The organism is Amycolatopsis pretoriensis, from assembly GCF_900107925.1.
Lineage (GTDB): Bacteria > Actinomycetota > Actinomycetes > Mycobacteriales > Pseudonocardiaceae > Amycolatopsis > Amycolatopsis pretoriensis.
Genome location: NZ_FNUJ01000003.1, coordinates 307,622 through 325,809, shown reverse-complemented (window position 1 = coordinate 325,809; position 18,188 = coordinate 307,622). Strand labels below are relative to the sequence as shown.

General features: G+C 71.7%; 21 protein-coding genes and 1 pseudogene. 15 read left to right on the top strand and 7 right to left on the bottom strand.

What is annotated here, in order from left to right; translation table 11 throughout:
• Position 1: 1 nt before the first annotated feature.
• On the top strand, positions 2–208 hold the full coding sequence (locus tag BLV96_RS49830; protein WP_158104070.1) for a DUF1653 domain-containing protein: 207 nt from the start codon (positions 2–4) through the stop codon (positions 206–208).
• Between the two features lie 26 nt (positions 209–234).
• On the opposite strand, the pseudogene BLV96_RS50660 reads toward BLV96_RS49830, so the two are convergent.
• Positions 235–762: pseudogene (locus BLV96_RS50660) on the bottom strand (ribosomal protein L7/L12); the annotation flags it as partial.
• 395 nt (positions 763–1,157) lie between these two features.
• On the opposite strand from BLV96_RS50660, the gene BLV96_RS13970 reads away from it, so the two are divergent.
• From BLV96_RS13970 to BLV96_RS13935, 8 genes are all read left to right on the top strand, one after another.
• The gene (locus BLV96_RS13970) at positions 1,158–1,934 is read left to right on the top strand and encodes a hypothetical protein (protein WP_086672583.1); all 777 of its coding nucleotides are present in this window, start codon (positions 1,158–1,160) and stop codon (positions 1,932–1,934) included.
• A 190-nt stretch (positions 1,935–2,124) separates the two neighbouring features.
• Positions 2,125–3,822 carry a sodium:solute symporter family protein gene (locus BLV96_RS13965; RefSeq protein ID WP_086672581.1) on the top strand — a complete coding sequence of 566 codons (1,698 nt, stop codon included), beginning with the start codon at positions 2,125–2,127 and terminating at the stop codon, positions 3,820–3,822.
• Positions 3,823–3,832: 10 nt separating this feature from the next.
• On the top strand, positions 3,833–4,117 hold the full coding sequence (locus BLV96_RS13960) for a hypothetical protein (protein WP_086672579.1): 285 nt from the start codon (positions 3,833–3,835) through the stop codon (positions 4,115–4,117).
• 47 nt (positions 4,118–4,164) lie between these two features.
• Positions 4,165–5,169, top strand: coding sequence for a DUF3558 domain-containing protein (locus tag BLV96_RS13955; RefSeq protein WP_244180216.1), 1,005 nt, complete (start codon positions 4,165–4,167; stop codon positions 5,167–5,169).
• A gap of 67 nt (positions 5,170–5,236) precedes the next feature.
• Positions 5,237–6,238 carry a dihydroxyacetone kinase subunit DhaK gene (gene dhaK, locus BLV96_RS13950; RefSeq protein WP_086672575.1) on the top strand — a complete coding sequence of 334 codons (1,002 nt, stop codon included), beginning with the start codon at positions 5,237–5,239 and terminating at the stop codon, positions 6,236–6,238.
• Complete coding sequence (dhaL, locus tag BLV96_RS13945; protein WP_086672573.1) at positions 6,238–6,867, top strand: dihydroxyacetone kinase subunit DhaL; 630 nt, start codon at positions 6,238–6,240, stop codon at positions 6,865–6,867. The genes dhaK and dhaL overlap by 1 nt, the downstream gene beginning before the upstream one ends.
• Positions 6,864–7,538, top strand: coding sequence for a dihydroxyacetone kinase phosphoryl donor subunit DhaM (dhaM, locus tag BLV96_RS13940; protein WP_086672571.1), 675 nt, complete (start codon positions 6,864–6,866; stop codon positions 7,536–7,538). The genes dhaL and dhaM overlap by 4 nt, the downstream gene beginning before the upstream one ends.
• A 119-nt stretch (positions 7,539–7,657) precedes the next feature.
• Entirely contained in the window at positions 7,658–9,424 is a 1,767-nt protein-coding gene (locus BLV96_RS13935; protein ID WP_086672569.1) for a 3-hydroxyacyl-CoA dehydrogenase family protein, read from the top strand.
• Here BLV96_RS13935 and BLV96_RS50305 read toward each other — a convergent pair whose 3' ends face one another.
• The 4 genes from BLV96_RS50305 to BLV96_RS13915 all read right to left on the bottom strand — a co-directional run bounded on the left by BLV96_RS50305 (position 9,425) and on the right by BLV96_RS13915 (position 11,697).
• Positions 9,425–9,925 carry a hypothetical protein gene (locus tag BLV96_RS50305; protein WP_208608229.1) on the bottom strand — a complete coding sequence of 167 codons (501 nt, stop codon included), beginning with the start codon at positions 9,923–9,925 and terminating at the stop codon, positions 9,425–9,427.
• A gap of 103 nt (positions 9,926–10,028) precedes the next feature.
• Positions 10,029–10,439: a tRNA (N6-threonylcarbamoyladenosine(37)-N6)-methyltransferase TrmO gene (tsaA, locus tag BLV96_RS13925; RefSeq protein ID WP_244180215.1), complete on the bottom strand. Its 411-nt coding sequence runs from the start codon at positions 10,437–10,439 to the stop codon at positions 10,029–10,031.
• A complete protein-coding gene (locus BLV96_RS13920; RefSeq protein ID WP_086672567.1) occupies positions 10,436–10,861 on the bottom strand; it encodes a nucleoside deaminase in 426 nt (141 codons plus the stop codon). The genes tsaA and BLV96_RS13920 overlap by 4 nt, the downstream gene beginning before the upstream one ends.
• The gene (locus BLV96_RS13915) at positions 10,858–11,697 is read right to left on the bottom strand and encodes an LLM class flavin-dependent oxidoreductase (RefSeq protein WP_086672565.1); all 840 of its coding nucleotides are present in this window, start codon (positions 11,695–11,697) and stop codon (positions 10,858–10,860) included. The genes BLV96_RS13920 and BLV96_RS13915 overlap by 4 nt, the downstream gene beginning before the upstream one ends.
• A 93-nt stretch (positions 11,698–11,790) precedes the next feature.
• On the opposite strand from BLV96_RS13915, the gene BLV96_RS13910 reads away from it, so the two are divergent.
• Both BLV96_RS13910 and BLV96_RS13905 read left to right on the top strand, forming a co-directional pair.
• Positions 11,791–12,255 carry an Lrp/AsnC family transcriptional regulator gene (locus BLV96_RS13910; protein ID WP_086672563.1) on the top strand — a complete coding sequence of 155 codons (465 nt, stop codon included), beginning with the start codon at positions 11,791–11,793 and terminating at the stop codon, positions 12,253–12,255.
• Positions 12,239–12,763 (top strand): P-loop NTPase family protein, encoded by a 525-nt coding sequence (locus BLV96_RS13905; protein ID WP_086672561.1) that lies wholly within the window; start codon positions 12,239–12,241, stop codon positions 12,761–12,763. Before BLV96_RS13910 ends, BLV96_RS13905 begins: the two co-directional genes overlap by 17 nt.
• Positions 12,764–12,765: 2 nt before the next feature.
• On the opposite strand, the gene BLV96_RS13900 is transcribed toward BLV96_RS13905, so the two are convergent.
• On the bottom strand, positions 12,766–13,239 hold the full coding sequence (locus BLV96_RS13900) for an Lrp/AsnC family transcriptional regulator (protein WP_086672559.1): 474 nt from the start codon (positions 13,237–13,239) through the stop codon (positions 12,766–12,768).
• A gap of 58 nt (positions 13,240–13,297) precedes the next feature.
• On the opposite strand from BLV96_RS13900, the gene BLV96_RS13895 reads away from it, so the two are divergent.
• Positions 13,298–14,416: a trans-sulfuration enzyme family protein gene (locus tag BLV96_RS13895; RefSeq protein ID WP_086672557.1), complete on the top strand. Its 1,119-nt coding sequence runs from the start codon at positions 13,298–13,300 to the stop codon at positions 14,414–14,416.
• Here the strand turns inward: BLV96_RS13895 and BLV96_RS13890 are convergent.
• Positions 14,413–14,628, bottom strand: a complete 216-nt coding sequence (locus tag BLV96_RS13890; RefSeq protein WP_086672555.1) for an FmdB family zinc ribbon protein — start codon at positions 14,626–14,628, stop codon at positions 14,413–14,415. The genes BLV96_RS13895 and BLV96_RS13890 overlap by 4 nt on opposite strands.
• 644 nt (positions 14,629–15,272) lie before the next feature.
• On the opposite strand from BLV96_RS13890, the gene BLV96_RS13885 reads away from it, so the two are divergent.
• The 3 genes from BLV96_RS13885 (at position 15,273) to BLV96_RS13875 (ending at position 18,166) form a co-directional block, all read left to right on the top strand.
• Positions 15,273–16,397, top strand: a complete 1,125-nt coding sequence (locus tag BLV96_RS13885) for an alkaline phosphatase family protein (protein ID WP_086672552.1) — start codon at positions 15,273–15,275, stop codon at positions 16,395–16,397.
• A gap of 95 nt (positions 16,398–16,492) precedes the next feature.
• Positions 16,493–17,593: an NAD/NADP-dependent octopine/nopaline dehydrogenase family protein gene (locus tag BLV96_RS13880; RefSeq protein ID WP_208608228.1), complete on the top strand. Its 1,101-nt coding sequence runs from the start codon at positions 16,493–16,495 to the stop codon at positions 17,591–17,593.
• A gap of 267 nt (positions 17,594–17,860) precedes the next feature.
• Complete coding sequence (locus BLV96_RS13875) at positions 17,861–18,166, top strand: peptidase associated/transthyretin-like domain-containing protein (protein ID WP_086672550.1); 306 nt, start codon at positions 17,861–17,863, stop codon at positions 18,164–18,166.
• Positions 18,167–18,188 lie beyond the last annotated feature (22 nt).

The window sequence follows — 18,188 nt, the reverse complement described above, 5'->3', positions numbered from 1 at the left end:
GGTGGAGCCGGGCCGGTACGTCCACTACAAGGGCGGCGAGTACGAGGTCATCGGGGTGGCGCGCCACAGCGAGACCGAGGAGCGGCTGGTGGTGTACCGGGCGCTGTACGGCGCGCGGGGGCTGTGGGTGCGCCCGGAGGCGATGTTCACCGAGCCGGTCGAGACGGCTGGTGGTGTGGTGCCGCGGTTCCGGCGGGTGGCGGACTGAGGGCCGCAGCAGTTCGACGGGGTGCCGGTCACCAGTTCCTTGGCATCGATCAGACCGATGCCCCGCACGAGGTGGCGGACCGCCCGCACGACTTCGACCTGACGGGCGCCCGCGTTGAGCAGGGCAACGTCGAAGCGCTCCTGGCCGCCCCGCGGCCGGCTTTGCTCGCGGCGGTTCGACGCGGGGTGCGCGTTGAGGTGATTCAGCTGCTCGGCGAACTCTCGCGCCACGTCCGCGCCGTCCGGGTGCTTGCGGAGGCTCACCGCTCGTTCGAGTCTCGTTCCCCGCCCTTCGATGACCAGGTTGACTTCGGTGTCGTACTGCTCCTTCTTGACCGCCAGCGCGAGGATTCCGAGGAACGGCACCCTGGGAACCGTGACGCGACCGGTCCGGGCGCTCCGGATCTCGACCCTCGCGGACAGTCCCGTCAGGGAGTGGCGCAGAGCTCGGTCGCCGGCGCCCTCGACAACCGCGGTCCCGGTCAGCCGCAAGCCGCCGAAGGATCGCGATGACGCCGTCCGCCAGATCTCCCGGGCCGTTGTGGCGGAACGCATGACTCTCCAGTCACCGCGCGACGCCCAGGAGTCGCCCGGCCGCTCCTGGCTGTTACTGAAACACTGATACCGAATCGATGCCGGATTCCCGTATCTCGTTTCCCGCCTGATTACTCCGCAAGGAAATCGTTGACCCGATAGGTGGACGCGTAGTTATCCAGCCCATTCTGACCTGGATTTATGCGCTGTTCGGGTGAGTTCGGGATCCTTTCCCGCCGGCGAGTGGCACACTTATTTCGAGGGGTTCCGCCGGTGCGTCCGGCGTGGCCGGAGGGTGGTGTGCTCGGCCGTCTTTTCTCTGTCGTGCCTACGTTTCCGATCCGCCTTCGAGCTCGGGGTGCGCCACTTCGTCCGGCCGGTGTGCGCGCGTTTTCGCCTGCACGGAGGAGGATGTCATGCGTTATCGCCCACTCGGTTCCGATCCGGCCGATCCACGGCTCGGGCGGTTCATTCCGGACGACTGGCGGCACGTCGAACGGTACCCGCTGACCGCGTTGTCCGACGACGACCGGCCCACCCGGGCGCCGGTCGTGATCGGGGTCAACTGGTACTCCGCCTTCGACAAGCCGGAGCAGGACGAGACCTCCGGGGAGTTCTTCATCGCCAAAGCCGGCGTCGGGAAGCTCGGCCGGATCCGGGGCGGGCACTGCGTCTGCCTCGAACCGGGCGGCACCCCGGACACCGATGCCTGGTACGGCTTCTACGACCAGGGCAAGGAAGGCGCCTGCGTCGGGTTCGGCTGGTCGCGGTGCATGTCGATCTTCAACGGCAGCGAGTACACCGCCCGCTGGCTCTGGGACTCGGCCAAGAAGCGCGACGAATGGCCCGAAACCAACCCCGGCGACGACAACGGCACGTCGGTGCGGGCCGCCGCCGAGGTGCTCAAGGAAGCCGGGCACGTTCTCTGGGACGACTCGTTCAAGAACGACGACTGGCAGGCGCGCGAGAAGTACGTGCCCGAGGCCAAGCAGGGCATCAAGGCGTTCCGCTGGGCCAAGTCGGTCGACGACGTGCACTCCGTGCTCGCCAACCCGCGCGCGGACGAACTCGGCGCCGTGCCGCTGCTCAACTCGTGGGGCCCGGGCTACCCGCACCGCACCTACCTGCCCGACGAAGTGCTGGCCAAGCTGATCGACGAAGAGGGCGAGATCGGGGTCCCGACCGACCGCTGATCCGCCACCGCTCCCGCGGCGCACCAACAAGAGGGCGCGTTTTCCCAGCTCACGGGCTGGGGAGACGCGCCCTCCGGCCACTTTGGACACGTCAGCGTGCCGACCCTGAATCCATGCAGTACTGTCCGGATCCGACAGGACAGTGGTGATTCCTGTGGGTTGTTGTCCAGTTTGAAAAGAGGTGGGTCGGGTGCTCGTCCTAGCCGATGCGAACCTGCGACTCGACGCGAGCGCGATCGACTACATCGAGTTGGCGTTCTATTTCGTGCTCGTGCTCGGTATCGGGTACCTGGCGCGGCGGCAGGTGTCGAGCAGTCTCGACTTCTTCCTGTCGGGCCGGTCGCTACCCGCCTGGGTCACCGGCCTGGCATTCATCTCGGCGAACCTCGGCGCGGTCGAGGTGATGGGCATGTCGGCCAACGGCGCCCAGTACGGCCTGCCGACCGTCCACTACTTCTGGATCGGCGCGATCCCGGCGATGCTGTTCCTCGGCATCGTGATGATGCCGTTCTACTACGGCTCGAAGGTCCGCAGCGTCCCTGAGTTCATGCGCCGGCGCTTCGGCAAGCCGGCCCACCTCGTCAACGGCGTCAGCTTCGCCGCCGCGCAGATCCTGATCGCGGGCGCGAACCTGTTCCTGCTGGCCAGCGTGGTCAACCTCCTGCTCGGCTGGCCGCTGTGGGTGTCGATCATCGTCGCCGCCGCGATCGTGCTCTCCTACACCGCGCTCGGCGGCCTCTCCGCCGCGATCTACAACGAGGTGCTGCAGTTCTTCGTGATCGTCATCGCGCTGGTGCCGCTGACGATCATCGGCCTGGTCAAGGTCGGCGGCTGGCAGGGCCTGGTCGACAAGGTGACCAACAGCCCGGGCGGCACCGCGCAGCTGCACTCCTGGCCGGGTGACAACCTCACCGGCTTCGGCAACAACATCCTGTCGATTCTCGGCATCGTGTTCGGTCTGGGCTTCGTGCTGTCGTTCGGTTACTGGACGACGAACTTCGTCGAGGTCCAGCGCGCGATGGCGTCGAAGAGCATGTCCGCCGCGCGGCGCACGCCGATCATCGGCGCGTTCCCGAAGATGCTGGTCCCGTTCATCGTGATCATCCCCGGCATGATCGCTGCGGTCACCGTGTCCGAGTACGTCAAGGACAAGCAGGTGCTGCTCGACGGAGGCAAGGCCGAAAGCGGCGTCACGTTCAACAACGCGCTGCTGCTGCTGATGCGCGACCTGCTGCCGAACGGCATGCTCGGCATCGCGATCGCCGGCCTGCTGGCCTCCTTCATGGCCGGCATGGCGGCGAACCTCAGCTCGTTCAACACGGTCTTCACGTACGACATCTGGCAGACCTACATCAAAAAGGACAAGCCGGACGGCTACTACCTGCGCCTCGGGCGCGTGGTGACGTCGGTCGGCACGATCCTCGCCATCGGCACCGCGTTCATCGCGTCGAACTCCGGGAACATCCTGAACTACCTGCAGGACCTGTTCTCCTTCTTCAACGCGCCGCTGTTCGCGACGTTCATCCTCGGCATGTTCTGGAAGCGGATGACCCCGCACGCCGGCTGGAGCGGCCTGGTGCTCGGTACCGCGTCGGCGATCACGATCTGGGGCATGTCGCAGGCGGGGTACATCGGCCTGGAGGGGCAGGGCACCAGCTTCGTCGCCGCGGGTGTCGCGTTCGTCGTCGACATCGTGGTGAGCGTCGTGGTGTCGCTGGCGACCAAGCCGAAGCCGGACGAAGAGCTGGTGGGGCTGGTCTACTCGCTGACCCCGAAGGAGACGCGCAAGCACGACGACACCGGCGAGAACGCGGGCTGGTACCGCAAGCCGGGCCTGCTCGCGGGCATCGTGCTCATCCTGACCATCGCCCTCAACGCGATCTTCTGAGGAGGCCGCAATGGCTACCGAATCCGGAGCGCGGCCGCGCAAGGCCGGCGCCTTCGACATCCGGCTGATCATCGCCCTGCTGATCGGCGTCTACGGGATCATCCTGACGATCATGGGTGCGGCCTTCACCTCCGACGAGGAGATCGCCAAGGCCGCCGGCGTCAACATCAACCTCTGGGCCGGCATCGGCATGCTGGTGGTCTCCGCGTTGTTCATCATCTGGGCCCGCGTCCGGCCGCTGGTCGTGCCGGCCGAGCCCGAGAGCGACGACACACCCGCGGCCGCGGCCGAATAGCCGGGTTGCCCGGACAGGGACACGCGGTTCCGGATACCGTGCACCGCGTGCTCCCTGACGCTCGGCGCCGCCGTCTCCCGAAGCTGTTCCTGCTGGTCACCGCCCTCGCGCTGCCGCTGACCGCGTGCGGGCAGGACCTCGGCAAGTCCAACTTCGCGCGGACGACGGTGCCCGCGGCGGCCGGCACCGGCCAGGTCTCCGACGGCCCGATCACCGACGCCGCCGTGGCGGCGAACGTGCTGCGCACGATCAAGCCGTGCCAGTTCCTGACCAAGGACGCCCTCGGCTCGCTCGGGCTCGGCACGGTCGACGCGGACCCGTCGCCGTCGTCGATCGCCTTCGACCGGTGCAGCAACAAGGTGAAGGACCCGGGTGGCAAGGAGATCCGGCTCGAGTTCGAGATCGGCAACACGCTGCTGCCGCGCGCGGACAAGACGACCGGCCAGGTGGGCGGGCTGCCGCTGCGCGTCAACAAGACCGACGACACCAGCTGCACGGTCGCGGCGATGACGGCGCTCAACCCCGACCTGGCCCTGACGCTGTCGGTCACCTACCCCGGCGACCCGTGCCGTCCCGGTCAAGCCGTGATGGAAGCCGCGGTCCAGAAGGTGCACAACGGGCCGGAGAAGTACTCGACGCCGTCGGGCACCGTCCTGACCGCCGACCCGTGCGCGGCCGCCGACACCGCGGCGGTGACCGCCGCCGTGCCGTCGCCGAAGTCCGCGCCCACCGGCCTGCACTCCTGCGACTGGAAGAGCAACGGCACCGACCCGACCATCACCGTCGAGTTCCTGCCCGGCCTCCCGCCCCTCGAGGGAGACGGATACTCCAAGGTGGACCTCGGCGGCGGGATCACCGGCTTCCAGAAGAAGGGGACGGCGAGCTCGTCGGAGTGCGAGGTCGAGTGGCAGCACCGGCCGTGGCAGGGCGACGACGTCGAACTGGCCCAAGTGGACTACCGCAGCTACGCCGCCCAAGCGGACTCCGACGATCCGTGCGGCAAGGCGGTAGCCGTCGCCAAGAACGTCGTTACGAAGCTGCCGAAACCCTGATCTGGCGGTCGGCCGCGCGGAGAGGTAGGAAGGGGTCACCCCACCCGCCGATGCGCCGGAGGCTGCCGTGAAGAAGATCATCAACGATCCGGCGAACGTCGTCGCGGAGTCGCTGCGGGGCCTCGCCGCCGCGCACGCCGACGTCCTCCGCGTCCAGTACGACCCCGACGTCGTGGTGCGCGCCGACGCGCCGGTCGCGGGCAAGGTCGCGGTCATCTCCGGCGGCGGGTCCGGGCACGAGCCGCTGCACGGCGGGTTCGTCGGCCCGGGCATGCTCGCCGCCGCCGTGCCCGGGGCGGTGTTCACCTCGCCGACGCCGGACGCCGTGCAGGCCGCCGTCACCGCGACCACCGGCGACGCGGGCGCCCTGCTCATCGTGAAGAACTACACCGGCGACGTGCTGAACTTCGAGACGGCCGCCGAGCTGGCCGCGGCCGAGGGCCTCGAGGTCCGCAGCGTCGTGATCGACGACGACGTCGCGGTCAAGGACTCGACCTACACCGCGGGCCGCCGCGGGGTCGGCGGCACGGTGCTGCTGGAGAAGATCACCGGCGCGGCCGCCGAGCGCGGCGACTCCCTCGACGCCGTGACCGCGCTGGCGGAGAAGGTGATCGGCCAGGTGCGCTCGATCGGCGTCGCGCTGACCGCGCCGACCGTGCCGCACGCCGGCACCCCCAGCTTCGACCTCGGCGACGGCGAGATCGAGTTCGGCATCGGCATCCACGGCGAGCCGGGCCGCGAACGGATCCCGCTCGAACCGGCCGACGCGCTGGTGGCGCGGCTGGTCGAGGCGGTCGTGTCCGATCTGCCGTTCTCCTCGGGTGACCGCGTGCTGCTGTTCACCAACTCGATGGGGGCCACTCCGCTCGTCGAGCTCTACCTGGCCCACGGCATCGCTGAGCGCTTGCTCGCCGAGCGTGGGATCGTGGTCGAACGCCGGCTGGTCGGGCCCTACATCACCAGCCTCGAGATGCAGGGGATGAGTCTGACGTTGCTCAAACTGGACGACGAGCTGACCGAGCTCTGGGACGCACCGGTCAACACCGCGGCCCTGCGGTGGGGGCTCTGATGACCTGCAAGGCCGACGGGGTCGCGGCCGCCGTGCGCGCCGCCGCGGCCGTCGTCGCCGAGCACCGCGCCGAGCTGATCGACCTCGACCGCGCGATCGGCGACGGCGACCACGGCGAGAACCTGAACCGCGGGTTCACCGCCGTCGTCGCGGCCCTCGACTCCGCTGTTCCGGACACTCCGGGCGGGGTGCTGAAGCTCGTCGCGACGACGTTGATCTCCAAGGTCGGCGGGGCGGCCGGCCCGTTGTACGGCACGGCCTTCCTGCGGGCGTCGGCCATGCTGGGCACCGCGTCCGAGCTCGACGTCCCGGCGCTGCTGGACGCGTTGCGCGCCGGGCTCGAAGGCGTCCAGGCCCGCGGCAAGGCCGTGGGCGGCGACGCGACCATGGTCGACGCCCTGATCCCGGCGGTGTCGGCCGCGGAGAAGGCGGCCGGGGACGGCGGGGACGTCGCCGCGGTGCTGACCGCGGCGGCCGACGCCGCCGATCGCGGCGCGGAGTCCACAGTGGACCTGGTGCCGCGCAAGGGCCGGGCGTCCTACCTCGGCGAGCGGGCGGTCGGGCACCTCGACCCCGGTGCCCGGTCGTCGGCGCTGCTGCTGCGCGCGTTCGCGGAGGCCGCCCGGTGAGCGTCGGCATCGTGCTCGTTTCGCACAGCGCGAAGCTCGCGGAAGGCCTGGCCGAGCTGGCCGCCCAGATGGCCCCGGACGTCACCATCACGGCGGCCGGCGGCCTCTCCGACGGCTCGATCGGCACGGACTACGACGAGGTCGTCGCCGCCACCCAGCGCGCCGATTCCGGCGACGGCGTCGTGCTGCTCTACGACCTCGGCAGCGCGCAGATGACCGCCGAGCTCGCCGTCGAGTCGCTGGCCGACCCCTCGGCCGCCGTCGTCGCGGACGGCCCGCTGGTCGAAGGCGCGATCGCGGCCGCGGTCGCGGCGCAGGCGGGCCAGGACCGCAAAGCCGTGGCGGAGGCCGCCGCCGCGGCCGGGATGCCCGAGGACCTGACGCTCACCGAACCGGCCGCCGGCGAGGGCGACGAGATCGAGCTGGTGCTGCACAACGAGGTCGGGCTGCACGCGCGCCCGGCCGCGGTGCTGGTGCGCGCGCTGAGCGCGTTCGACGCCGAGGTCAGCGTCCGGCTCGGCGACCAGGAGGCCGACGGGCACAGCGTGCTGGCGCTGATGTCGCTGGGCGCCCGCCAGGGTGACCGGATCCGCGTGCGGGCGCGCGGCCCGCAGGCCGCAGCCGCGCTGGACAAGGCGAAAGAGCTGGTGGACGGCAATTTCGGCGAGTGATCCGGGGTCGCCGACCGGGTGACGTCCGCCGTTCTGACTCGATTCCGTCTGGGCTTCCGGCGGTTCGGTGTGGCAGCATCGGGGCCAATTACCAGCGAGTAACATCTCTGGAGGCCTCGATGGCGCGGGACATCTCGACGGTCGGAGTGGTCGGCCTGGGCACGATGGGGGCCGGCATCGCCGAAGTGCTCGCGCGCAGCGGGCTCGACGTCGTCACGGTCGAGCTCGACGAGGCCGGCGTCGCCCGCGGCCGCGGGCACCTGGAGCACTCCACCGAACGCGCGCTCTCGGGCGGCAAGCTCGACGCCGCCGGCCGGGAGGCGCTGCTGGGCCGGGTCCGGTACGGCACTTCGCTGTCGGACCTGTCCGAAGTGGACCTGGTTATCGAGGCGATCCCGGAGAGCCTGGGGTTGAAGGCGGACGTCTTCTCCGAGCTGGACAAGATCACCCGGCCCGAGGTCGTGTTCGCGTCCAACACGTCGTCGCTGTCGATCACCGAGATCGGCGTGCACACCGCGCGGCCGGGCAAGGTCGTCGGGATGCACTTCTTCAACCCGGCGCCGGTGCAGAAGCTCGTCGAGATCGTCAAGACGGTGGTGACCGAGCCGGAGGTGGTCACCGACGTGGTCGCGTTCGCCGAGCGGCTCGGCAAGGTGCCGGTGGTGATCGGCGACCGGGCCGGGTTCATCGCGAACGCGCTGCTGTTCGGCTACCTCAACCACGCGGTGCGGATGTACGAGCAGCGCTACGCGACGCGCGAGGACCTCGACGCGGCGATGCGCTTCGGCTGCGGTTATCCCATGGGCCCGCTGGCGCTGCTCGACCTGATCGGGCTGGACACCGCGTACGAAATCCTCGACACGATGTACCACCAGTCCCGCAACCGGCTGCACGCGCCGGCGCCGCTGCTCAAGCAGATGATCACGGCGAACCTGCTGGGCCGCAAGACCGGCCGCGGTTTCTACACCTACGACGCGCCGGACTCGCCCAACGTGGTCGCGTCGGCGGCCGTGTCCACTGTGGACTCGGTGCCGCCGCGCCCGGTCGCCCGCGTGGGCGTGGTCGGCACCGGGACGATGGCGACCGGCATCGCCGAGGTGTTCGCCAAGCGCGGCCTCGACGTCGTGCTGCGCGCCCGGAGCCTGGAGAAGGCGCAGGCGTCGGTGGCTCGCGTCAAGAAGTCGCTCGACAAGGCCGTGGTGCGCGGCAAACTGTCCGAAGAGGACGGTGCGGCCGCCTTGGCGCGGATCACCCCGGTGACCGACTTCGAAGCGCTGGCCGACGTCGACCTGGTCGTCGAGGCGGTGGCCGAGGAGCTGTCGGTGAAGCAGGCGGTGTTCGCGGCGCTCGACGAGGTCGTCCGCCCAGGCGCTGTTCTGGCGACGACGACGTCCTCGCTACCGGTGATCGAGTGCGCGGCGGCGACGTCGCGCCCCGCCGACGTGATCGGCCTCCACTTCTTCAACCCGGCCCCGGTGATGAAGCTGGTCGAGGTGGTCTCGACGATCGCGACGGCCCCGGACGTCGTCGCGACGGCGAGCGCGGTCTGCACGGCCGTGGGCAAGCACGCGGTCCACTGTGGAGACCGCGCGGGCTTCATCGTCAACGCGCTGCTGTTCCCGTACCTGAACGACGCGGTGAAGATGCTGGAGGCCCACTACGCGGGCGCGGACGACATCGACACGGCCATGAAGGTGGGCTGCGGCCTGCCGATGGGGCCGTTCGAGCTGCTGGACGTCGTCGGCCTGGACGTGTCCCTGGCGATCCAGCGGACGCTGTACAACGAGTTCCGCGAGGAGGGCTTCGCGCCGGCACCGCTGCTGGAGCACCTCGTGACCGCTGGGCGGCTGGGCCGCAAGACCGGGAAGGGCTTCAAGGACTACTGATCAGCTGCCCAGGCTGAGGGCGACGTTGCCGTTCCGCGCGTCCTCGGGCTGAACCATGATCCGGCCCCGGTGGGACACCTCGACGAGGTAGAACTTCTCGCCCGCCGGCACGTTCGGCGCGGACAGGGTGAACACGCAGCTGCCGGCGCCGTTCGGCCGCCCGGTGCCCAGCGCTCCTTGGGACAGCACGGTTCCCGCGGCGTTGTACACGGTGACCGCGGTTCCGGTGGTGATGTCCGAGTAGCCGCCGGAGCCGCCGCAGGTGCTGTAGCCGTACCCGCCGCTGTTCAGCGTGAACGTGCCGCGGAGGTCGAACGCCTCCCCGGAAGTGCCGGGCGGGCTGATGGGCGCGCCGGCACCGGCCAGATCGAGTCCCACCCACAGGGCGCCGACCAGGGCCCCGCCCGCGACGGCCGCGAGCACGAGGTGCCAGGGATTCGTCCTGGTCCGCACGGGCGGCGGCCACGTTTCCGGCAGTACGGGCTCGAACGCGTCGGTCATCGCGGTTCCTCCGTTCGGCGCTCGGGCTTACGCCGATCGCACGAAGGAGGTCGGGTGGAAACCGGCGGTCGTTACCCGAGTGCCCCGATCGTGATCGACCGGGTCAGCGGCCGGCCACCTCGCCCAGGACCGGCTTCACGTCCAGGACCGGCGTGCCGTCGATCGCCTCCAGGCCCGTCACCATCAGCACGCCGTTCTCGACCGCCGTCACCGTCACCGTGTGGAGGCCGATCGGGTTCGGGCGGTCCGGCGAACGGGTCGAGAACACCCCTTCGCGCGGGCGGTCCGGGTCGCCGCGCGGGTGCACCGCCTGGACTTCGCGGTCGGCTTCGTGCAGCCACGTCAGCAGGACCAGGTGGTCGCCCGGGTGGAGGTCGGCCGCCGCCGGGTGGTACTCCGGGGCGAACACCACCCGGGCCGGTGGGGCGCCTTCGTCGCCCTGTTTCGGGGCCGACGCGCGGTCCGTCAGCGCCGACGCGACGCGCGCCACCGGGCGCACCTCGTAGCTTGTCACCTGTAGTAGCCCTCGACCGGCACGCGGGCCTCGTCGAACAGCGCGGGGCCCTCCGATTTGTAGCCCCACGTCACCGGCGGGCGCAGGGTGAGGAACTGCTCCGACGATAGCGCGTAGACGACCCGGCCGAGCCCGGACCGCTCGATCGCGCCGGTGCACATCCCGCACGGCTGCGTGCTCGTGAACATCGTCGTCGCCGCCGCGGTTTCCGGGTCCAGGTTCTGCGCCGCCCAGCGGGCGAGCTTCAGCTCCGGGTGCGCCGTGATGTCGTTGTCGGTCAACGACGTGTTGCGGTCCTCGGCCAGGACGTTGCCCTCGGCGTCGGCCAGCAGCGACCCGAACGGCGGGTTGCCGTGTTCCTCCCGCGCCTCGCGGGCGAGCTCGATCGCACGGCGCAGCAGGGCTTCTTCGGTGTCCTTCACCGGTTCTCCTTCCAGGACGCGGCGATCGCCGCGAGGTCTCGCCAAGCGACCTCCGGGTGGAGGGTCTCGGCCGGGTCCGCGTCGAACGGGTCGAGCACGACGGTGTCCGCCCCCAGTGCCCGCAGCTGCGCCAGGTCGTCGACGACCTGGTCGAGCGTTCCTTCGCCGGCGCGCCGGTCCGGCCCGCTCACCGGTGTTCCGGTCAGCCGCAAGAGGATCCGCGGCGCGAACGCCGGCACCGGCCGGTCGCCGGCCAGGGTTTCCAGGCGCGCCAAGCCTTCCCGGAACCCGGCCATCGTCATCCGCAGCGGGTGCCACGCGTCGCCGAGCTCGAGCGCGCGGCGCAGCCCGGCGTCGCTGTGCCCGCCGAGCCACAGCGGGATCGGGCCGGCGCGGTAGTCGTCGTGATCGGCCCAGGCCGCACGGATCGCCCGCAGGTACTCGCTGGTGAGCTTCCCGCGCTGCTCGAACGGCACGCCGAGCGCGGCGAACTCCTGTTTGGCCCAGCCGATCCCGGCCCCGAGCACCAGCCGGCCGCCGCTGAGCGCGTCGAGGTTCGCCGCCATCCGGGCCACCAGCAGGGGGTGCCGGTACGGCACGACCAGCACGGTGGTGCCGAGCCGCACCCGCTCGGTGACGCCCGCGAGCCACGACAGCGTCGTGAACGGCTCGTAGAACGGCGCCGGGTACTGGCCGGCGACGTCGGGCGTGATCGCGACGTGGTCGGACACCATCAGCAGGTCGAAGCCGAGGCCTTCCACCGTGCGCGCCCACGCGCGCAGCACGCCGGGGTCGGTGCCGGGACCGAAGTTGGGGACGTTCACGCCGATCTTCACCGGAAAAGGCTATCGACGTTTTGCCCGGATCCGGAAGGGAACGATCACGGCGTTCGGCGGCTTCCGCCGTGGATCTCGCGGTACATTCGCCGGATGACCGAGAGTCTCGATCCGACGGACTGGGCCATCCTCGTCGAGCTCCAGCAGGACGCCCGGCTGCCGCTCACCGAACTCGGCCGCCGGGTGAACCTCAGCGCGTCGGCCACCACCGAACGGCTCCGCCGGCTCGAGGCGACGGGCGTGATCACCGGCTACCGCGCCGACATCGACCTCGGGAAGGTCGGCTACGCGGTGCTCGCCGTCGTCCGGCTCAAGTACCCCGGCAGTCGGCACGAGGCACTGCACAAGCTGCTCGGCGAGCGCCTCGAGATCCTCGAATGCCTGCGCACCACCGGCGACGACTGCTACACGCTCAAAGTCGCCGCGGCCTCGATGGCCCACCTCGAGCGCACGATGGACGAGCTGGCCCAGTTCGGCAGCACGACCACGAGCATCGTCTACAGCCAGACCCTGCCCTACCGCGGACCGCGGGAGCCCGCCCGTGACCTCGACGCCTGAGCGCATCGTCGTCTACGGCGTGACCGGTTCGGGCAAGTCGACGCTCGCGGCCCGGATCGCCGAGCGCGCCGGCCTGCCGTACGTCTCGGCCGACGACCTCACCTGGGAGCCGGGCTGGGTCGCGGTCCCGGACGACGAGCAGCGCCGCCGCCTCGCCGAGGTGTGCGCGGGGGAGCGCTGGGTCCTCGACGCCGCGTACGGCAAGTGGAAGGACCTCGTCCTGCCCCGCGCCCAGCTGATCGTCGGCCTCGACTACCCGCGCTGGCTTTCGCTGGGCCGCCTGGTGCGCCGGACCGCCGTGCGCTCGCTGACCCGCGAGCGGATCTGCAACGGCAACGTCGAGTCGTTCCGCCAGATGTTCTCCGCGGACTCGATCATCCGCTGGCACTTCCGGTCGTTCGCGCGGAAGCGGGCGACGATCCGGGACTGGGCGGCGTCGTCGCCGGGCCCCGCGGTCGTCCGGCTGACGTCGCCGCGCGAGACCCGCCGCTGGCTCGCGACGGTCTGAGGTCAGGCCGGCGGGAGCAGCGGGCCGCCGCTCCAGTGCTGGAACACGAGGTTCGTGTGCACGCGGGCGACCTCGTCGCGCGCGGTCAGCTCGTCGAGGACCAGGCGCTGCAGCTCGCCGGCGGAGCTGGTCGCGACGTGCGCGAGGAAGTCGTCCGGCCCGGTCAGGTGGTAGACGGCGCGCACCTCGGGCAGCGACAGCAGGTGTTCGACGAACGGGTCGACCAGCGGCCGCCGGTGCGGGCGGACCTGGACGAACAGGAACGCCTCCAGCGGCCGGCCCAGCTTCGCCGCGTCGACCGACGCGTGCTGCCCGGTGATCACGCCGGTGTCCCGCAGCCGGGCGACCCGGTCCAGGCACGTCGACGGCGCGATGCCGACCGCGGCCGCGAGGTCCTTGTTGGTGATCCGGGCATCGTTCTGGAGCAGGCGCAGAATCTCCAGGTCCACCGGACTCAGTTCGACAGAATCGGGCATCGGCGAATGATATCCGAGACTGTTGCCCTCGATCCGGTGAAAGCTCGACCATGCTGGCATGACTTCCTCGCTGCGCACGCGCGCCGTCCACGCCGGCCGTGACGACCTCACGGACCTCGGCGTGCACGCCGCCCCGCTGGACCTGTCCACGACGTACCCGTCGCGGGACAGCGCCGCCGAAGCCGCCCGGATCGACGCTTTCGCCGCCGGCGGTGAGCTCGACGGGCCGCCGATCTACGGCCGGGTCGGCAACCCGACCGTCGAGCGGTTCGAGCGGGCCCTCGCCGAGCTCGAGGGCTTCGAGCACGGCGTCGCGTTCGCCAGCGGCATGGCCGCCGTGTCGGCGTGCTTGCTTTCCGCGGTGGCGCAGGGGAAACGGCACGTCGTCGCGGTGCGCCCGCTGTACGGCTGCAGCGACCACCTGCTCGAGTCCGGGCTGCTCGGCACCGAGGTCACGTGGGCCGCGCCCGAGGGGGTCGCCGCCGCGTTGCGGCCCGACACGGGGCTGGTGTTCGTCGAGACGCCGGCGAACCCGACCCTCGCCGAGGCCGACATCGCCGCCCTGGCTCTGGCGTGCGGGGACGTGCCCCTGTTGGTGGACAACACGTTCGCGACCCCGGTGCTCCAGCGCCCGGGCCGCCACGGGGCGCGGATCGTGCTGCACAGCGCGACGAAGTTCCTCGGCGGCCACGGCGACGTGATGGGCGGGATCGTCGCGTGCGACGCCGCGGAAGCCGCGCGGCTGCGGCAGATCCGCTTCGCCACCGGCGGCGTGCTGCACCCGCTCGCCGGATACCTGTTGCTGCGCGGGCTTTCCACGCTGCCGCTGCGCGTCAACGCGGCATCGGCCACCGCGGCGACGCTGGCCGCCCGGCTCGGCGACCACCCGGCCGTGACGGCGGTCCACTACCCGCGGATCGGCGGGCCGCTGGTGGCGTTCGAGGTCGCCGGCGACCCGCACGCCCTGATCGGCGCGGTCCGGCTGATCACGCCGGCGGTGAGCCTGGGCAGTGTGGACACGCTGATCCAGCACCCGGGTTCGATCAGCCACCGGATCGTCGACGAGGGCGACCGGCACGACGCCGGCGTGTCCGACCAGCTGATCCGGCTTTCCGCCGGGCTGGAGGACGTCGAGGACCTGTGGGCCGATCTGGAGCAGGCGCTGAAGGCGGTCTAGCCGCAGCAGCCGCCGCCACAGCAGCCACCGCCGCCGCCACCGGCCGGGGCCGCGGGTCCGCTCGCGGCCCCGGTGAGGGCGACCGTGGTGAGCAGCTTGACGGTGTCGGTGTGCCCATCGGGACAGGCGGCCGGCGCGCCGGATTCGCTCATCGGCCGCAGGAGCTCGAAGGTCTCGGTGCACTCGCGGCAGCGGTAGGCGTAGGTCGGCATGCGGTGATTATCGCCGGGAACGCGGTGCTGGGACAGCCCGGGTCTTCGCGGTGCGCTGGGGCGCCGGCTGGGTTCGGTGCTGCGATATCGCCGAGGTGGGGCATCGCGGCTCCGCCGGGTCGGATCGGCGCAAACGCCAGTTGGTCGCTCCGGAGCTCGCTACCCGGGCTCGGGAACCGCCGAGTTGCGGCCGCCGGGAGGCTACCGGTGCCTCTGGGCGGAGGCCAGCTACTGTCCGGGGCTTCGGCCGTGGGGGCTTGAACCCGCTTGGCGGCGGCCGCCGCTGCTGCTCGGCCGTCCGGGGCTTTCGGCCTTGCGTAGGAGCTGCTCGAACCGCTGGGTGGCGGCCGGCGCCGCGCTCGGCTGTCCAGAGCTTTCGGGGGTGGGCTCGGGCTGCGGAATCGCCGAGGTGCGGCCTTCCTCGCCGGATCGGGATCGGCGCGAACGCCGAGCGGTGGCCGGCGCTGCTGCTCGGCCGTCCGAGGTCTTCGGCCTTGCGTAGGGGCTGCTCGAACCGCTGGGTGGCGGCCGGCGCTGCGCTCGGTCGTGGGGGCTTTCGGCCCGGCGAAGGGCTCCTGCAACCGTTAGGCGATGGCCGGCGCTGCCGCTCGGCCGTCCGGGGCCGCCGGTGGGAAGCTGGGCGCGTGCAGCCGCCTTCGCTTGCCGATGTTCCGCATCTCGGCCAGGTCGTTCCGTCCCTGCTCGCCGCTCTCGGGGTGCCCGGTTGTGGGAACTCCCTGGCTCTGCCGGAGGCGAGCAGCGCCGGCGTGCTGCTCGTCGATGGGCTTGGCCGGGAGCTGCTCGCCGAGCACGCCGCGGATGCGCCCGTGCTGACCGAGCTCGTTCAGGAATCCTTGCGCGTCGGGTTTCCGTCCACCACCGCCGCGGGTGTCGCCGCCATCGGTACCGGGCTCGCGTCCGGTGAGCACGGCATGGTCGGCTACACCTTCGAAATGCCGGGCACCGGCGTGCTGAACGCGTTGCGCTGGTGCAGTCACGAAGACGGCAGCGACCTGCGGGGCGCCCTCCCACCTCGCGAAGTGCAGCCGCTGCCGACGACCTTCGAACGGGCCGCCGCGGCGGGCATCGACGCGGCCGTCGTGTCTTCCGCCAAGTTCCGCGACACGGCCTTGACCCTGGCGACCCAGGGCGGCGCGCAGTACGCCGGGGTGCACGCGCTGGGCGACCTCGCCGCGCGGACGTTGTCGGTGCTCGGCGGGCGCGCCTTCTGCTACGCCTACCACAGCGAACTCGACCTGCTCGGCCACGTTTACGGCCCCGGCTCGGCCGCGTGGCGGATGCAGCTGCGGCAGGTCGACCGGTTAGTGGAGTCCCTTGTGGACGGTCTGCCGCCCGGTGCCCTGCTCGCGGTGGTGGCCGACCACGGGATGGTGACCGTCGACGACAAGCTCGACCTCGAAGACGTCCCGGAGCTGCTGGACGGTGTCCGGACGTTCGGGGGCGAGGTGCGGGCCCGGCACGTCTACACCGAGCCGGGCGCGGCCGCGGACGTCCTCGCGGCCTGGCGGGAGGTGCTGGGCGAGCGGGCGTGGGTGCGCTCGCGGGAGGAGGCCGTCGCCGAGGGGTGGTTCGGGCACACGGTCAGCGACCGGGTGCTGCCGCGCATCGGCGACGTCGTCGCGGCGGCCCGGGACCGGTTCGGGATGGTGCGGGGGCTCGCGGAGGCCGTCGAGACGTCGCTGATCGGGCAGCACGGGTCGCTCACCACCGCCGAACAGCTGGTTCCGCTCGCCCTCGCCCAGGGCTGACCGCGCCCGGTTTCCGGGAACGTGCCGCCGCGGGAACTTTCCCGGGCGGGGCCCCGACCTGTCCACTGCGTACCCGAGTGACGGGAGTGGGCGGAATGGGCGGGCTGGACGGGATCGGGGTCGTCGGTGCGGGGGGCGAGGGACGGGCCGTCGCGGCGTACCTCGCCTCGCGGGGACTGGCGGTGCACCTCTGCACGCGGGATCTCGAGGCGGTCAGGGAGATCGCGCGGCGGCGGGAGATCGTCACGAGCGGGGTGCTCACCGGGCGGTTCCCGCTGCGTGAGGTCACCGCCGACCCCGCCGCGCTGGGCGGGCGGGCCGTGGTGCTGGTCGCCACCGTCACCACCGCCTACCCGGAGGTCGCCGTCCGGCTCGCGCCGCACCTGCGCGCCGGGCAGGTCGTGGTGCTGTTCTCCAGCAAGCTCTGCGGGAGCGTCGAATTCGCGCACGCGCTCGCGGCCGCCGGGGCACCGGGCGTCGATGTCGTGGAGACGGACGCGTTGTTCGCCGCGCGGCCGTCCGGCACCGGTGGCGTGACGGTGCTGGGTGCCAAGGGCTGGAACCTGATTTCGGGCAGCACGGCCGCCGCTGTCGGACGGCACGCCGGGCTGCTGCGCTCGTGGTTTCCGATGCTGGAAGTCGCGCGCAACCCCGTGGAGCGCGGCCTGCACGACTTCGGCGCGGTCGCGCACGTGCCGATCGCGCTCGCCAACCTCGGCACCATCGACCGCGCGGAGGAACTGCTCTTCTACGTCGACGGCGTTTCGGCGCGGACGGTCGCGCTGCTGGAGCGCACCGAAGCGGAGTTCGCGCTGGTCGCGCGGGCTTACGGCGCGCGGCTGATGCCGATGACCGAGGTGCTCGACCGGTACTACGGGTGCCCGGCCACGACGCTGCTGGACGCGTTGCGGACGGTGGAGCCGTACCGGACGATCGCCGCGCCGACCAGCCTCGACCACCGGTTCCTGACGGAGGACATCCGGTCGACGCTGGTGCCGCTGCAGGCGCTCGCGCGGTGCGCCGGGGTGGCGACGCCGGTGGTGGACGCCGCGATCACGATCATGTCGGTGCTCGGCGGGGAAGATTTCCGGCGGACGGGGCGGACATTGGCCCGGCTGGGTTGGGATGGGCTGGGCCATGAGGGGATCGTGCGCCGGTTGCGGGGTGGCCGGGCGGTGGCAGGCCGGGCTGCTTGAGGTTGCGGAGTTGCGGGCGGGGAGCGGTCGCCGACCAGGCGGATGCCGGCCCGGCTCGGGTGGGATGGCTGGGCCACGAAAGGGATCGTGCGCCGGGCGAGCGGTGGTGGACCGAGCTGCTTGAGGTTGCGCGGTGAAGAGGCCGAGCGTGGCCGGGACTGCGCGGACGGGTGCCGGGCCGGGGCCGGTGGCACGCCGGGGATGGACCGACCCGGCCGACCAGAGCCGCGCGGTCGGCTCCGGCCGGCGCCGTTTACCGTTGGCCTCGTGCCTCGACGGAACCGTCCCGGCCGCCGCTCGGACGGTGGGCCGCCCGATCGCGAACTGGGTGCCGCCACCGGGTGGGCTCGTGCCGAGTCCGGGGACGATGGGGACTGGCTCGTCCGGACCGTGCCCGGCTCGCAGGCCGGCAAGACCTACCGGTGCCCCGGCTGCGACCACGAAATCCGGCCCGGCACGCCGCACCTCGTCGTCTGGCCCGCCGACGACACCGGCTCCGTCGCCGACCGGCGGCACTGGCACCGGGCCTGCTGGGACGCCCGGGCCCGGCGCCGGCCGAACCGCCGCCGCTGAACACTGTTGAGTTGTCAAACAC